Annotated in this window: 12 protein-coding genes and 1 tRNA gene; 4 read left to right on the forward strand and 9 right to left on the reverse strand. The window is 44.5% G+C overall.

The window, feature by feature from the left end:
* Positions 1-98: 98 nt before the first annotated feature.
* Genes AB4503_RS17635 through AB4503_RS17645 form a run of 3 tightly spaced genes read right to left on the reverse strand, consistent with a single transcriptional unit; the run spans position 99 to position 3,053 of the window.
* A complete protein-coding gene (locus AB4503_RS17635) occupies positions 99-563 on the reverse strand; it encodes a GtrA family protein (protein WP_372115472.1) in 465 nt (154 codons plus the stop codon).
* Positions 550-2,037, reverse strand: coding sequence for an ArnT family glycosyltransferase (locus AB4503_RS17640; protein ID WP_372100500.1), 1,488 nt, complete (start codon positions 2,035-2,037; stop codon positions 550-552). The genes AB4503_RS17635 and AB4503_RS17640 overlap by 14 nt, the downstream gene beginning before the upstream one ends.
* Positions 2,034-3,053, reverse strand: coding sequence for a glycosyltransferase (locus AB4503_RS17645; RefSeq protein WP_372115473.1), 1,020 nt, complete (start codon positions 3,051-3,053; stop codon positions 2,034-2,036). Before AB4503_RS17645 ends, AB4503_RS17640 begins: the two co-directional genes overlap by 4 nt.
* Before the next feature lie 125 nt (positions 3,054-3,178).
* On the opposite strand from AB4503_RS17645, the gene AB4503_RS17650 reads away from it, so the two are divergent.
* The 4 genes from AB4503_RS17650 to AB4503_RS17665 all read left to right on the forward strand — a co-directional run bounded on the left by AB4503_RS17650 (position 3,179) and on the right by AB4503_RS17665 (position 7,165).
* Entirely contained in the window at positions 3,179-3,856 is a 678-nt protein-coding gene (locus AB4503_RS17650) for a response regulator transcription factor (RefSeq protein WP_017062034.1), read from the forward strand.
* Positions 3,853-5,139: a sensor histidine kinase gene (locus AB4503_RS17655; protein WP_372115474.1), complete on the forward strand. Its 1,287-nt coding sequence runs from the start codon at positions 3,853-3,855 to the stop codon at positions 5,137-5,139. Before AB4503_RS17650 ends, AB4503_RS17655 begins: the two co-directional genes overlap by 4 nt.
* Positions 5,140-5,277: 138 nt before the next feature.
* Entirely contained in the window at positions 5,278-6,225 is a 948-nt protein-coding gene (locus AB4503_RS17660; RefSeq protein ID WP_372115475.1) for a 1-aminocyclopropane-1-carboxylate deaminase/D-cysteine desulfhydrase, read from the forward strand.
* Positions 6,226-6,427: 202 nt separating this feature from the next.
* The gene (locus AB4503_RS17665; protein WP_371720715.1) at positions 6,428-7,165 is read left to right on the forward strand and encodes a dienelactone hydrolase family protein; all 738 of its coding nucleotides are present in this window, start codon (positions 6,428-6,430) and stop codon (positions 7,163-7,165) included.
* Between the two features lie 75 nt (positions 7,166-7,240).
* On the opposite strand, the gene AB4503_RS17670 is transcribed toward AB4503_RS17665, so the two are convergent.
* From AB4503_RS17670 to AB4503_RS17695, 6 genes are all read right to left on the reverse strand, one after another.
* On the reverse strand, positions 7,241-8,494 hold the full coding sequence (locus tag AB4503_RS17670; protein WP_229647089.1) for a D-amino acid dehydrogenase: 1,254 nt from the start codon (positions 8,492-8,494) through the stop codon (positions 7,241-7,243).
* Positions 8,495-8,720: 226 nt separating this feature from the next.
* Positions 8,721-9,647 (reverse strand): LysR family transcriptional regulator, encoded by a 927-nt coding sequence (locus AB4503_RS17675; RefSeq protein WP_136973584.1) that lies wholly within the window; start codon positions 9,645-9,647, stop codon positions 8,721-8,723.
* Positions 9,648-9,898: 251 nt separating this feature from the next.
* Positions 9,899-11,113, reverse strand: a complete 1,215-nt coding sequence (gene gltS / locus AB4503_RS17680) for a sodium/glutamate symporter (RefSeq protein WP_017062061.1) — start codon at positions 11,111-11,113, stop codon at positions 9,899-9,901.
* 254 nt (positions 11,114-11,367) lie between these two features.
* Positions 11,368-11,458, reverse strand: a tRNA-Ser gene (locus AB4503_RS17685).
* Between the two features lie 180 nt (positions 11,459-11,638).
* Complete coding sequence (locus tag AB4503_RS17690) at positions 11,639-12,088, reverse strand: L-alanine exporter AlaE (RefSeq protein WP_017062062.1); 450 nt, start codon at positions 12,086-12,088, stop codon at positions 11,639-11,641.
* A gap of 248 nt (positions 12,089-12,336) precedes the next feature.
* The gene (locus tag AB4503_RS17695) at positions 12,337-14,790 is read right to left on the reverse strand and encodes an ATP-binding protein (RefSeq protein ID WP_372115476.1); all 2,454 of its coding nucleotides are present in this window, start codon (positions 14,788-14,790) and stop codon (positions 12,337-12,339) included.
* Between the last annotated feature and the right edge of the window lie 139 nt (positions 14,791-14,929).

Consider the following 14,929-nt stretch of genomic DNA (forward strand, 5'->3'; position numbering starts at 1 on the left):
GCAAGCCAATTTATTCTGTTATCGTAAAAACACAAAGCGCAGCTATTTAGCTGCGCTTTTTTGTTTTTGCCAACTCATCAAAAATCATACTGAGTTGTCTAACGAGTAAATACCCAATACTGACTAAACAAATAATTGGTGACCATACCCACTAAGATACCAACCGCCATTGCGATAAACACGGCCCCAGTAAATGCAGGCAACAGTTCCGTCATCAACTTAAAGCACAACAAATTAGGAATCGCCGATATCGATGCGGAAAACATGAATTTCTGCCACTGGATCAACTTTTCGGACCAACTCCCCTGACCTTTAAATTCAAAAGTCAGCACTCGATTTCCAAACCAAGTTGTCGTTGCAGCTACGATGAAAGAACCAATTCGAGCACTCATCAAAGGCAGTCCAATAACGTAATGCAGCAATGCAAACACGGCACAATCGACAACAAAGCCACCCGCCCCCACCATAGCGAATTTAATCATCTTATGGTGAGGTTGTAGTTTTTTGTTTAGCGCGTCGAACTTGTGGCTAAACAGTCTCGATGACGAGTTAAAATTGAACATCGCCATCACTTCGAATATGGCTCAACGATAGATTTGGTTTGATATTTTGGCTATGACAACTAAATAGAGCGCGCTTGATCTTCACCGTCGGTTCTAAAATACAGGTTAACGCGTTGTCTTTAATCTTGGTTTCTACTTCCGCTCTTTTACCAATCAGATAGAACTTGTCGATACCATCTAACTGTTCAACATCGAGTAACTTTTTCGCTTGTCCATGACTGTAAAACTGCCCGGAGAACGGTCGTTTACCGACATAAAAGCTCGGCGCTTCATCCGTAATCTGTTCGAAGATAATACGGTCACTTTTCTCATTCGCTTTGCCTAAGTTGAGGTAGACCATTGCAATCATTAGCAACACAGGTAGCACTAAAGCCACACTCGAGAACCACTTCTTATCTTTTTCTACTACAAGCATTGCCACCAACAAGCCAAGGGCAGGAATGCCTGGCAACACATAGGCAGGAAGAATATTACCCGCCATGGTAAAAAGAATCAGAGGAGAGACCAACCAACACACGAGGAATGAAAACAATCCACTATGTTCAGCGTTAACTTCTGCGATTTTCTTACGACGGGCGAAAGTCAAAATAGGCAACACAATCGACCACGGTGCAGCCGCTTGAAGCCAAAACAACCAGATCATGCCTCTTGCTTGGTCATGGGCAGAACCGTATAAATCGCCCTCCCAGCCACTCACAACAAAACGCTTAAAGTGCTCGCCAACAATAAAGTAATCAATAAAACCCGGTGTTGCCATTTCAGCCATGATGTACCAAGGCAAGGCAATCGCCAGCATCACACCTAAGCCAGACAACAGTGGAAAGCGTTGCCATAACACTTTGAAAGCGCCAAAGAAGCCATGTTGCAATACTAACCAAGGGAAAACAGCGATACCCATGATCACAATCGCTACCGGCCCTTTTGCAAGCAAGCCTAGTGCTAAACCAATGAAACCAACATAACCCCAAGACCGATTAGTCTCAGCATTGCCCTCTCCCTTACAACTCTCTCCTCCTAACCAACATAGGTAAAAACCTAACATGGCAATGGTCATCGCTAACGTTAACGCCATGTCGGTCATCACAGCACCCGCCGCAATAGAGAAAATCCCACATGTCGCCAATACCACAGCCGCCACCAAGGCACTTTGTCCGGTACGCTTAGCCATGTATGCAACCAACAGAATCGTCGCAAAACCTGCTAGCCAGTGTGGTGCACGCACAGCAAACTCACTCAAACCAAACAGCTCAATCCCAGCCGCACTCATCCATGTGAACAACGGTGGTTTACCCCAGAAAGGGATGCCGTAATCAAATTGAGGAGTTAACCAATTGCCGGTTTCTACCATCAAGCGAGCCATTTCTCCATAGCGCGCTTCCGTAGTATCCATTAAAGGGTATGTCGCCAGAGATAAGAGCCTTAGAACCAATGCAAAAGCCAACAAATACCATAGGTGCGTTCGGTTCAGGCTCATGCTGACTCCTCTAATTTAAAATGTGTTTTTAATGCTGGGGTATCGACCACCGATTGAATCAGATACAAAGGGCGGTTCTTGGTTTCAATGAAAATACGACCTATGTATTCCCCCATTAAACCAATACACAACAGTTGGATACCGCCAAGAGCAAGCTGTACGACCATCATTGACGGATAGCCCGTGATGGGCTCACCAAACATCATGGTTTTGAACACGATGAAGACGCCATACACGAAAGCAGTAAGTGCCACTAAGCCACCAACGGCCGTCGCAATACGCAGTGGGCGGATAGAGAATGAAGTGATGCCATCCATCGCCAAGCCGATGAGTTTCAGGTAGTTCCACTTGGTCTCGCCACAGAAGCGAGCGTCGCGCTTAAACTGAATCGTTGCTTGTCTAAAACCTGGCCATGAAAAGATGCCTTTCATGTAACGGTTACGTTCAGGCAGTTGGTTGATATGGTCGACAACCTCTCGGCTTAACAGTCGGAAATCACCGACATTTTCTGGAACATCGATCTTCGCTGCCACGTTCATGACTTTGTAAAAGCTTGCTGCTGAAAACTTCTTAAACCACGTTTCACCATCACGTTGGCTACGCTGCATATTGACGACGTCATAACCTTCGCGCCATTTGGCAATCATTTGAGGAATCAGCTCGGGTGGGTCTTGTAGATCGGCATCGAGCAAGATCACAGCTTGTCCTCGGCAGTGTTCGAGGCCAGCACTCATCGCTGATTCTTTACCAAAGTTACGGCTTAAACCGATCACAGAAATTGAGCTATTGATTGAAGTGAATGAACTCACCAAATTCAAGCTGTTGTCTTTGCTGCCATCATCGACATAAACGATTTCACTGGTGATGGGTAAGCTATCCAGCACCTTAGTTAAGCGAGAATGAAACTCTTCTAACACCTCTTGTTCATCGTAAAATGGCACAATGATCGATAGTGAAACGGCAGGGTTGATCCGTGATGTGGAGACTTTAGGTCGGCTAATATGAAGTTCAGACATAATACGTTCTTCTGTTTTTTAATCTGAAGCCAATCTACCCTCCCATAAGTGAAAGTTATGTTATTGACATATTTTTCACGCTCACTCAGGATAATGTTACTGTCTATTTCTGTATGAGAATCAAAATGAAACGAGTTCTATTAGTCGAAGATAACCGTGAAATTGCAGGTGTCTTGTTTGATTATTTTGAGTGTATTGGCATGGAACTCGATTACGCAGACAACGGTGAACTTGGCCTACAACTCGCGTTGGAAAACTCATTTGATATCATCATATTGGATCTAATGTTACCGAGAATGGACGGCCTAACGGTTTGTAATAAACTGCGAGACCAAGGTAACGCGACACCTATTTTGATGCTGACCGCCTTAGATAGCCGAGAAGATATGCTGAAAGGCTTTGAACACGGTGCCGATGATTACCTCACCAAGCCATTTGATTTGGATATTCTAGAAGCAAGAATGAACGCGTTAGTCCGTCGTTACCGCGGAAAAGTCGCCTCTTCAAAACTTCAGTTCGATGAACTCACCATCGACCAAAAAACCCGTAAAGCTTACCGCCAAGATAAACTACTAGCGCTCAACCCAACCACTTACACCATACTTGAGATGCTGTGCCAAAGCGCACCTGAAGTAGTCACTCGTGAAGCTATTTCCTACAAGTTATGGGAAGAAAACGAGCCCAACAATGATGTGTTGCGCAGTCACATTTATCAGTTACGTAATCAACTCGACAAGCCTTTCGACACTCAGATGTTAATTACGGTGCCTAAAGTTGGCTTCCGATTGGAGCCATCGAATTGATTTCAAATGTTCTTACAAGCACAAAAACCCTAACGGGCCGCTTAGCGGTTTTCTTTGGGTTAATGGCCGTAATTGTGTCGGCATTTGTCTATGTGGTATTTATCACAGCCCTGTACTTGTCGGAAGACCGCGTGGGTGAAAGACGCATCCTAATTGACCGCAACTATGCAGTCGGGTTATTCCAGTCAGGTGAAAGTGGAGAGCTTCGTATTGATGACCTGACTATCGCTTACAACGATCTTTCCTATCTACCGAAAAAGTATTTAAAGTATATTGAAGGCAAAGAAAATTTCATTGGTGAGGTCGGTGAAGATCCAGAATCTCGCATGGTGTATGTTGGTGAGTATTCTGATAAAGGTCAAACCCACCCAATCGTTCTGCTTTCCGAGATCGACCGCGTCGAGTTTGAGATTTACGAACTGGTTTATGCGACCACCTTTGTACTAACATTACTCTCTATTCTAATTTTTAGCTTTGGTGCTCTGCTCTATCGATTATCTAAACGACTGATTGAACCCTTCAATTCTATTTCCGAACAATTGGAATCCAATAAGCTCAACCTCAATGAAGAATTTAGTGTCAATGACGACGCCGCAGTTGAGTTTCGTCAGCTCACAGATCAACTCAATCAGTACCGAAGAGAAATCAATTCCTTACTCAAACGTGAACAAGCCTTTGCTCGCTACTCAAGTCATGAACTAAGAACACCGTTAACGGTCGCTCGTGGCGCAAATAAATTACTGCTAAGAAGCGAAACCACCGAATTTCAATCTCGCCAAATTGAGCGCATTGACGAAGCCATTGTTCAGATGTCGGAGATGGTCGATGCCCTACTCGGCCTCGTGCGTTACGAAAGAAACAGTGACGATGCGCCACTGCGACTGTTTAGCCAACAAGAGTTAGAGGCTATCGTCTCAAAAAACTCAGCACAGGCAGATGAGAAAGACGTCGAAATTTCCATGCATGCTCAATCCGAACCCACCATTCAAGCCACCAGCGCGATAATGAACATGTTGGTCGGAAACTTGTTGAGAAATGCCATTGCAGCGACCAATAGTGGCACCGTAACGGTCACTCTGTCCCACGAGAGTGTTGTGATTGAAGACCAAGGAGAAGGCCTCCAAGAACAATACAATCCAAATGGGCATGGGTTAGGTTTATTGATTGTCGAGGACTTATGTCAACGCTTCCAATGGGGCTTTGAATTGGTCAATCGCAGCTGTGGTGGATGTACCGCTAAGATCACCTTTCAAACCGATCTATCCGCATCCACCCCAGAGTAAATGAGTTCATAGTTCGAAGCTCAATATCGAACGAAAACTTGATTTAGTTGGTTTACAGCGGTCCCTAGCTACTAGATACTCGTCAGTCCTATTTGAACTATAAATGCTGGCTCTGAGTCAGCATTTTGTCTAAGTGCGATGAAACTAAATAATAGCCCTGTAACTCAACATCAATACAACGAGCACACCTTTTTCTTAAAGCGTGACGATCAGCTTCACTCCCACTTTTGCGGCAACAAAGCCAGAAAGTTCATGAAGCTACTGGAAGACGATAGCCCAAACACCACCACTCTAATAAGCTATGGTTCCGCTCAGGCTAACTCCTTGTTCTCACTCGCCGCACTTGCGAAAATCAAAGGCTGGACGCTTGAGTTTTACGTCGACCACCTGCCTCAATGGCTACAAGAACGCCCACTCGGCAACTACCGTGGCGCTATCGATCTCGGGGCTAAGGTTATTTCAGTCAAAGAAACAGGCTCTGAGCTTCATCCACAAGAGTATATTGAGCAAGTAAGACAACCTGACTCACAATGCATTGTGTTACCAGAAGGTGGACGCTCTCAGCTTTCTGAATACGGCGTGAAGCAACTGGCGATTGAAATACTCAGCTGGACGCGTTTCGAAAACAAACACGATTTCGTGGTAGCACTTCCAGCAGGCACAGGCAGCACAGCTCTGTATCTGCATAAGCATTTAAAAATGCACAACATCCCAGTGTTAACTTGCGCTTGTGTTGGCGGCAGTGATTACCTAACACAGCAGTTCAATGAACTCGGCGAAACCGATCACCCGCAGATATTACCACTTAAAGCCAAACACCACTTTGGTAAGCTTTACCAGCAGGACTATCAAACTTGGTTGGATCTGCAAGAACAGACGGATATTGAATTCGACCTGCTCTACGACCCATTGATGTGGCAATGCCTAGAGCAATGGCAAGAAGAGAACCCAACAAAAACCGTCATCTATATCCACCAAGGTGGCATCTTAGGCAATGAATCAATGCTGCCTCGCTATCAGCGTAAGTATCCTGATATCAGAACAAGTGGTTCTAACAGCGATAGCAGCGCAGCCCCTGCTTGGTAATGGTTCAAACCTCCTAAACCTGTTATGCGAACAATCACAGTGACGGCTTACTGTGATTGTTTCTTTCGTTTAAGTCTCTTTTCATTTCAGACAACTGCCCTTCTTGCTTTACCCATCAAATCCAAACTGACAATCTGGCGAGAATCATAACGTTATCTATACTTTCCATTGGATTGCCACTCGTCACCTGAAGGATTAACGTATGCGAGCACTTACTACACTAGGTCTGTTTTCAGTTTTACTTCCCTTTTCAGCAATTTCTGGAGAAAACGTTACTTACCAAGTTGACGGTATGGACTATGAAGGTTATTGGAGTGAAGCCAGTGACCAAGCCCCTTTGGTGTTGCTAATACACGATTGGGATGGCTTAACTGATTACGAAAAGAAGCGTTCTGAGATGCTCAACGAACTCGGTTACAACGTGTTCGCTATCGACCTATTTGGTAAAGGCATCCGCCCAACCGAAGTGAAAGACAAAAAGCAGCACACGGGCGAATTGTATAAAGACCGTGAAAAAATGCGTGCGCTACTCAACGCAGGAGCCATGGAAGCACAAAGACTTGGCGGAAACTTAGATAACAACGTAATGATGGGATACTGTTTCGGCGGAGCCGCTGTATTGGAAGCCGCTCGTGCGGGGATTCCTTCGAAGGCTTACGTCACCTTCCATGGCGGTTTATCAACACCAAAAGGCCAAGACTACTCGCAGACTAAAGCTCCCGTAGTCGTGTTCCACGGCACGGCTGATGCCATGATTTCAATGCACGACTTTGGAAGCCTCGCCGCTCAACTTGAATCAACCAAAGTTCCGCATGAGATGATCACTTATAGTGGTGCGCCGCATGCCTTTACCGTATTCGGCTCAAACAACTATCAACAAGAAGCTGACCAAAAATCTTGGGATAGATTTACCCATGTGCTAGAAACCACGACCAGATAATCTTCTCCCTCAGAACCCACAACCCCATTCGAAAACTTAAGAATGGGGTTGTTTAATTATCACTGCATCATCTCGCTACAAATAGCGGTGGATACTTAAGTCATCAGTTTTAATATCACTAGCTGAGCCACTGACCACGCTTGCCAAGATCTTTCCTGAGCCACATGCCATTGTCCAACCTAATGTCCCATGTCCAGTATTTGTAAATAGGTTCTTGATAGGCGTCTTACCGATAATAGGCGTACCATCCGGCGTCATTGGTCTTAACCCAGTCCAGTATTCAGCCTTAGAAAAGTCACCCGCTTGTGGGAAAAGATCTTTAATCACCATATCAATCGTGGCTTTGCGTTTTTCAGGGATAAGGTAATTAAACCCCGCAAGTTCTGCCGTCCCTGCAATGCGAATACGATCATCAAATCGCGTCATCGCTACCTTGTAAGTTTCATCCATCACAGTCGAGGTTGGTGACTTATCTGCATTCACGATCGGCAGTGTTAGCGAATAGCCTTTCACTGGATAAACCGGGATCGACAAATCGACTTGCTTCAACAGTTCTCGAGAATAGCTTCCTGAAGCGACCACGTAAGCATCCGCTTTGAACTCGCCTTGAGTCGTTGTAATACTCTCAATGGTTTGATTCTGATGATTGAGCCTAACCACTTCGGTATTAAACACGAACTGAACGCCGAGTTGCTTGGCTTTTTCGGTCAAGGTTAAACAGAACTGATGACAATCACCGGTTTCATCGTGTGGTAAATACAGGCCGCCCACCAGCTTGTCTTTAACGTCTGCTAAACCAGACTCCACTGACAGACACTGTTCAACATCAAACAGCGAGTGTTCGATTCCACTCTCTGTTAATAGCTTCATATCCTGCTGAATAGCGTCCAATTGTTTTTCGCTTCTGAATACTTGCAAGGTGCCTTTCTGCCGGCCCTCATAAGCCAAATCTTCACTGATTCTTAGATGAGTCAGGCAATCTCGGCTGTAGTTAGCGACTCGTAACATCCGCGATTTATTCTGTGCGTACTTGGCTTCATTACAGTTGGCGAGCATCTTAGTCGCCCAAGACATTAACTCTGGAGAAAGAGAAGGCTTCACTTTAAGTGGCGCATGTTCTTGGGTAAGCCATTTCATCGCTTTCAAAGGGATGCCCGGTGCCGCCCATGGTGATGAATAACCGTAAGAAATTTGCCCGGCATTCGCAAAACTGGTTTCTTTGCCACTGCTATCTTGACGATCGATAACCGTCACCGAGTGACCCTCTTTCGCCAGATACCAAGCACTGGTCAAGCCAATCACACCGCTGCCAATTACAATTACTTCCATTCTCTTCCCCTAATGCCCGACAAAGCCAAAACCAGCCGAACACAACTGTCAGTGTAAAACTCGTTTCGTTAATGGTTTGTAACTTATTCCGCACGTGTTGACTTAACAATAGAGAGAGCGTTGACAAAAACTCAATTCGACTTAAAAACGAATTCGGCAGTTTGAAAGTGTGATATTGGCGGTATTTGAAAGCTTAGGTAGGAGTCGCTAAGTAAATCAACTAAGCCTAGATATTGTAAGCGTCATGGCTTAAGAAAGTGGCGTTCTCGAGTAAGAAATCCAACAAGGTTTCGGCTTGTAGCGTAAGTGCACGGCCTTTCAAAGATTGAACCTTAACCGTCGCCTTCGATAGCATCTCCAACTCGGTCGCAACCACTTCAATCTGCCCTGACTTTATTTCATCGATCACAGTGAGCTTAGGCATAAAGGTGACGCCCAACCCTGCTGAAACGAAGTTAGTCAGTGCCGTGACTGAGTTAGTTTGAAGTTTTGGCTGCAAGGTAAGATGGGAAATTTGTTCAGCCTGCTTTACCAGCCTCCCCATACCGGTCGAGTTATCGATCAAGGCGAGAGAAGCGTCTTGAATATCTTGCATTACCACTGGTGCATCTTTCATCGTAAGGAAGTGCCCCTTCGGAGCAATCAATTCGAGCGGATGACTACGCTCGACGTGTGAATGCAGTTTAGGATGAGGTGCAGACGCATAGGTGATCGCGAAATCTATCTGTTGATCTTCTAACATTTTCACGGCATCCAATGCACCTGCAATTTCAATCGATAAATTGATATCAGGGTATCGAGCCATGAAGGTTTGCATCGGTTTAGAGACCAAGTTAGTAATAAATCCTTCTCCAATCGCGATGCTAACATTACCGCCCTTGAGGTTTTTAAGCTTGGTTAGTCGAGCAAGCACTGCCGCCTCTCCACGAACAATGGAGCGATAGTAGTTCAACAGTTCGTTCCCCGCCTCAGTCAGCAGAGATTGGCGGTTGTTGCGCTCCCATACTTTCATTTCCGCTTGCGCTTCTAACTGTGTCAGCATTCGACTCATCGCGGCAGGGTCAACGTTCATCATCTTAGATGCCTTACGTAACGACCTGTATTTTGATAACGCGTTTAAGTACTCGAGAGCACGGATATTAAAGTGGTGCATTCAACTTCCTTGTAATTCAACTGACACTTAATCAAGCGTCTCACAAATTTGCTGCGAACATATATCCCAATTTATCAAGATCGTAATTGCTCTTACTAACTTGTGCACCGAGTCACTTCAAGACATCACATCAAAGGCTGATATACGTGTTTTAGCTTGCTGTCGATAAAACAAAGGCGACAACTTTCGTCATCGCCTTTGTGGTCATTATCCCGATGTAAACCTCAAGCAGTCAATAACCGGTCACTTCACTACAGACCAACAAAGAAACTGATCACCAATGCGTTGATCAAATCAACAAAGAAACCACATACTAATGGCACCACAATGAATGCTTGTGGGCTTGCGCCATATCGATGAGTTACTGCGGTCATGTTCACAATTGCTGTTGCGGTCGAGCCTAGAGTGATACCACCGAAGCCTGAACATATCACCACAGAATCGTAGTTTCTTCCCATCAAGTAATAAACGACAAACACAGTAAACAACAGGGAAAGCAAGATCTGGATACTCATGACAACAGAGATATAGCCAAACAGTCCATCGAGATCCCAGATACGCAACCCCATCAATGCCATGGTCAAGAACATGCCTAAACAAATATCAGAGATCATCGCTAAGCCTTTGCGGCCTTGAGCGATTTTCTCTTGTGTACGACGTTTCTTAAACAGTGCGCGACCAACGTTTCCGATTAGGATACCTGCGATCAAACAGCTAACGAATAACGGCAGTTTTAGGCCCATCGAGTCGATAACTTCACTCAAGCTGTAACCCAGCATTAGTGTTAAGTTAAGAATCAACCACGCCCACAGAACGCCGTAGTGGCTAAGCTCTGTTTTTGTTTCACTCTCTTGGAATGCACCAACCGTAACCTCTTCTTCATTAGAAGGGCTTACTTTGTGTTTATTGAGCAGGTAGTTCGCAATCGGACCACCAATCACACACGCTGCAATTAAACCAACCGTGTTTGAAGCGACACCAAGTTCGAGCGCGTTAGCAATACCAAACTCTTCCACAAACATTGGCGCCCAAGCTAACGTTGTGCCTACGCCGCCTATCAAGCTAACAGACCCAGATAGTAAGCCTGCTTTCGCATCCATTCCAAAGCCAGAAGCGACTGCCATTCCGACTACGTTTTGCAACACGATAAAAATGGCAGCAAGACACAGTAGGATGAACAACGGTCGCCCGCCTTTAATCAGTGTTTTAATATCCGCTTGGAGCCCGATGCCAGCAAAAAAGTAGAGAAGCAAAAAGTCTCTGACATCTAGGCTAAAAGTGATTTGGATTTCAAAAATATAGTAAAGCGCCGCTACGGTCGCTGCGCAGACAAAGCCACCAATCACAGGCTCTGGCAGTGAATACTTTCTTAATACTTCAGATCGCTCGATCAAACCTTTACCGATAAACAGTAATGAAATCGCGATCGTAAAAGAGAGCATTGGAGAAACTAGGGTTTCTGTCATGAGGTTATGGATTCCTAATAGTTAGATTATTCATAATATTGCGTACTATTAATAATCTAGGTTCACGCCAAAAAATCAAGCGATTATCTATGATAAAAACACCTAATATGGTTAATTCTGCGACGGTATTAATAGAGATTATAACTATAAAGCAATGATTAAAGGAACGGATATTAGGGAGGTATACAGATGAGGTGGGATATAGAGGCTCTAAAACGAGAAAACCCTAGCATTTCTGCTAGGGTTTTGAATAGTGGTGGAAGGATGGGGATTTGAACCCCAGATACGCTATAAACGTATACTCGCTTTCCAGGCGAGCGCCTTAAGCCACTCAGCCATCCTTCCACAAATTGTGTGTTGAGCATGTCACTCAACGAGGCGCTACTTTATTGATTCTGCTTGCTTTGGTCAAGGGGCATTCTCAAAAAAAGTGCCTTTTTCGGTTTGTTCGATTACAAATTAACTCATTAGATCAAAAACAAACCAAATTTCATTCTTTCGCTGCACTTACGCTTGTTGCTTTTCTTAAGCTTGTTGATAGTAGCCAGGAACTCGAAACCATTTACGACACATATCGAGGAAGTAGCCGTAAAGTACGCCCATACCGCACGAGATAACTGCATTACTGGTGACAGCCGTAACGATCTGGTCGCCTGAAGCACCCACTGCCAACAAAATACCCGCATACACTGGAGACTGGAATAACACGTATGCCATCAAATCAGACAAGTTTTTCATCAATGAGCTTTCTGAAAGTTTTGCACCATTGCGTAAGAACCAATCACGAAAAACGCCATAAGGCCAAGCGATAGCAATGTTTACAGGAATAGATAACGTTCGAGAAGCAAGAGATTGCTCAAACGTCATACCAGAAATAAACACTTCTACGATCATGCCAGAAATAAAACAGAAAACGACCATAGCAAATGTATCCGCAGCTGCGTTTCGAATACAAAATGGACCACGAGACTTCATTGACGACAAACCTAAAATATATCACTGCTTAATTAGTGATTTAGTAACATATAAACAAGGCACATTTGCACCTCACCAGATAATGTCGCTATTAAATCACAAGATTAGTAGTCATACACTCCAAACTAAAAATCAAGTTGTAAATTAACAACCAAAAACCACTTTAAAAGCAGTCACTTTCACCAAAAAATCCAACCAAGGTCAAATATTGGACAGTTCGTCATTTACTTACCGTAATTAAACAACATTTAAGCCATAGGTAGATTTACAGTAATGATATTAATGACATCTTGTGTAGGTGGTGATCCTAAAGCAACCTGCTCTAACGCTTTATCGACTTGTTCAGTAAGTTCCGCGTTGTTCATAGCTTCAACGTGGACACGTAGGCTCTCTAGTGCAAATTGAATCAGTTCTAGGTTGTTGTCTTCTAGCGCCACATACAACGTCACTAACAGCTCTTCAGTGTTATCTTTGTTGCGAAGATCAGGTTTAGGCAGTGACTCGCTTTTACTTTTCGAATCGTGTGGTTTTACGTCTTGGCTTTCGAGCTCATCCGCTTTTACTTCATGGTATTGATAAAGCTTATTTGAATAGCGGAACAAGGCATCATCCAGTTCACGCTCGTCAATCGGCTTAGCAATAATATAATCCACACCTGCCCCCAACATACGCTCACGAGTCTCTTTAAAGACATCAGCCGTACAACCAAACACCAATACCGATGACACATCGCCTATCAAAGCACGAATAGCAGTGGTTGATTCAACGCCATCCATCACAGGCATATGGTTATCCATGAGCACCAAATCAAAGCGCTCAGCAACCACGGCTTGTATCGCAAGTTCACCGTTTTCGACGCTCTTACAGGTAAAGCCTTTACTGCTCATGAAGGCTTCAATGATCACCGTGTTAGTTCGGTTGTCCTCGACGATCAGTACCTTTAAGCCAGAGTAGTCCAACTTCTTATGTGGCAAACTCTCGATTTCTCCTGGCTGACATGGCTGAATCTTCAAGCGAACATCAAAACTCGTGCCTATCCCTTCTTCACTGGTGACGGTAATACTGCCATCCATCAACTGGGCAATTTTCTTCACAATCGCGAGGCCAAGGCCAGTACCGCCAAAACGCCTTGTGGTCGAAGACTCCGCTTGTTCAAACGGTTTAAAAATACGCTTCTGAGCTTCTTTAGAAATACCAATTCCGGTATCACGAACTCGAATGCTCAGATAGGTGTCACTCCCCTCTACAACTTCTTTCAGGTACACCTCAACAAAGCCTCTGGAGGTGAACTTCACCGCGTTGTTCAATAGATTAAACAAAATTTGGCGAAGGCGAGCTTTATCTGAGAAGTACCAACGACCCGAAGTCACCTCAGAGTACACTTTGAATTGAAGCCCTTTCTCGGAAGACAATGTGTAGTAAACACTGTTAATACTGCCGATGATCGAATCAAGCGGGAAACGCGTTTCATCAAGATCCAACCTGCCCTGCTCGATCTTCGAGAAGTCTAAGATCTCGTTGAGTAGAGTCATCATATGATCGCCGGACTCATACAAGCTCTTAAGATGCTTCTCTTGTTCAGAATTTAGAGGCGTTTTTAATAGGATTTGAGCGGTACCCAATACCCCATTCATCGGAGTGCGAATTTCATGTGACAAGGTCGCAAGGAAAGCGGTTTTTGCATTGGTGGATGCCTGAGCTTTAACCTTTTCCGCTTCGAGATAAATGGTCTTTTCGTTGAAGGTTTTAATCAAATGGCCGATTTCGTCATCACTCGAGTAATCCACATCAATGATTTCGCCGGCTTTCGAACTATCAACCTGTGCTGCAATCCTTGTGATTGGACTAATCAAATAACGGTTCAATAAGTAATACCCCGCCATGACACAAAGTAGCAATAGCGGAACAATACCGCCTTCAATGCTCATCACCTGACGAAACACTTCGTCTTCTACTCGTGATTTGGAGTTCACCACATCCACTTGCCAGCCGAAATCACCAAATTGATTGCTACTGATGTAAATGCCTTCAACGAGATTAAAGTTATGCGAAACCAACACTTGGTTAAGCTTATCTCTGAGCGTAATGCCAAGGTTGTATTCTTCGGCGTGGTTCTTGATAAAACCAAGCAGCTCTTCGAGCGAGAGATCCACCGTGGCAACACCGGCAAAAGTACCGTCGTAATAATAAGGGGAAGACGCCGTAATCATTCGAACGTGTGTGTATGGATCGATATACACATCGCTCCAAGAGATCGTGCCTTGTTTTTGGTTGACGACAGAGGTGTACCAATACTCTTCTTGATAAGGGGCATTTTTGGGGTTGTTGTAAGAATATATCTGATCGATTCTTCCATCGTCGGCTTTATTAAAAAAGTAACTGTTGAGAAGCTTTTTAGAATCGAGCGCATAAGGTTCAGGCCAAATACCGGCACTGACAATTGTATCGTCGCTCGCCGCCAACATGGACTTAAATAGCGGAATAACATCATCACCGTTACGATGCGCTTGAGCAAACCCAACGAGACTGTCTACGAAGCCTCGAGAACTACTGAGTGGCTCTGTAATCAATGCGGATAACAGTTGCGTACGCAAGTCGAGGTTTTGTTGTAATTTGGCGCGCACAGGGGATTCTACGACGTAATACGTCACACTACCGACAATGGCAATAAACATCGCAAGGTATAATCCAAGCGCTACCATGCTTTTTTTCTTTAAAGACGACCGTATCTGCATAATTCTTTTATTGTTTTCTTTTCTGTTAAACCTAGTGTTTATCATCCATGACATCAAGCCTTTTTAGATTGAAGCTTGATTGGCACAAGTTCATTGGTACTATAAG

It is taken from the genome of Vibrio sp. 10N.222.55.B11, from assembly GCF_041473705.1.
Taxonomy (GTDB): domain Bacteria; phylum Pseudomonadota; class Gammaproteobacteria; order Enterobacterales; family Vibrionaceae; genus Vibrio; species Vibrio crassostreae_C.

What these genes read in the sequence shown, in the direction of transcription:
- AB4503_RS17635 (WP_372115472.1), bottom strand. Translation starts at nt 563, where the DNA reads ATGTTCAATTTTAACTCGTCATCGAGACTGTTTAGCCACAAGTTCGAC.
- AB4503_RS17640 (WP_372100500.1), bottom strand. Translation starts at nt 2,037, where the DNA reads ATGAGCCTGAACCGAACGCACCTATGGTATTTGTTGGCTTTTGCATTG.
- AB4503_RS17645 (WP_372115473.1), bottom strand. Translation starts at nt 3,053, where the DNA reads ATGTCTGAACTTCATATTAGCCGACCTAAAGTCTCCACATCACGGATC.
- AB4503_RS17650 (WP_017062034.1), top strand. Translation starts at nt 3,179, where the DNA reads ATGAAACGAGTTCTATTAGTCGAAGATAACCGTGAAATTGCAGGTGTC.
- AB4503_RS17660 (WP_372115475.1), top strand. Translation starts at nt 5,278, where the DNA reads ATGAAACTAAATAATAGCCCTGTAACTCAACATCAATACAACGAGCAC.
- AB4503_RS17665 (WP_371720715.1), top strand. Translation starts at nt 6,428, where the DNA reads ATGCGAGCACTTACTACACTAGGTCTGTTTTCAGTTTTACTTCCCTTT.
- AB4503_RS17670 (WP_229647089.1), bottom strand. Translation starts at nt 8,494, where the DNA reads ATGGAAGTAATTGTAATTGGCAGCGGTGTGATTGGCTTGACCAGTGCT.
- AB4503_RS17675 (WP_136973584.1), bottom strand. Translation starts at nt 9,647, where the DNA reads ATGCACCACTTTAATATCCGTGCTCTCGAGTACTTAAACGCGTTATCA.
- gltS (WP_017062061.1), bottom strand. Translation starts at nt 11,113, where the DNA reads ATGACAGAAACCCTAGTTTCTCCAATGCTCTCTTTTACGATCGCGATT.
- AB4503_RS17690 (WP_017062062.1), bottom strand. Translation starts at nt 12,088, where the DNA reads ATGAAGTCTCGTGGTCCATTTTGTATTCGAAACGCAGCTGCGGATACA.
- AB4503_RS17695 (WP_372115476.1), bottom strand. Translation starts at nt 14,790, where the DNA reads ATGGTAGCGCTTGGATTATACCTTGCGATGTTTATTGCCATTGTCGGT.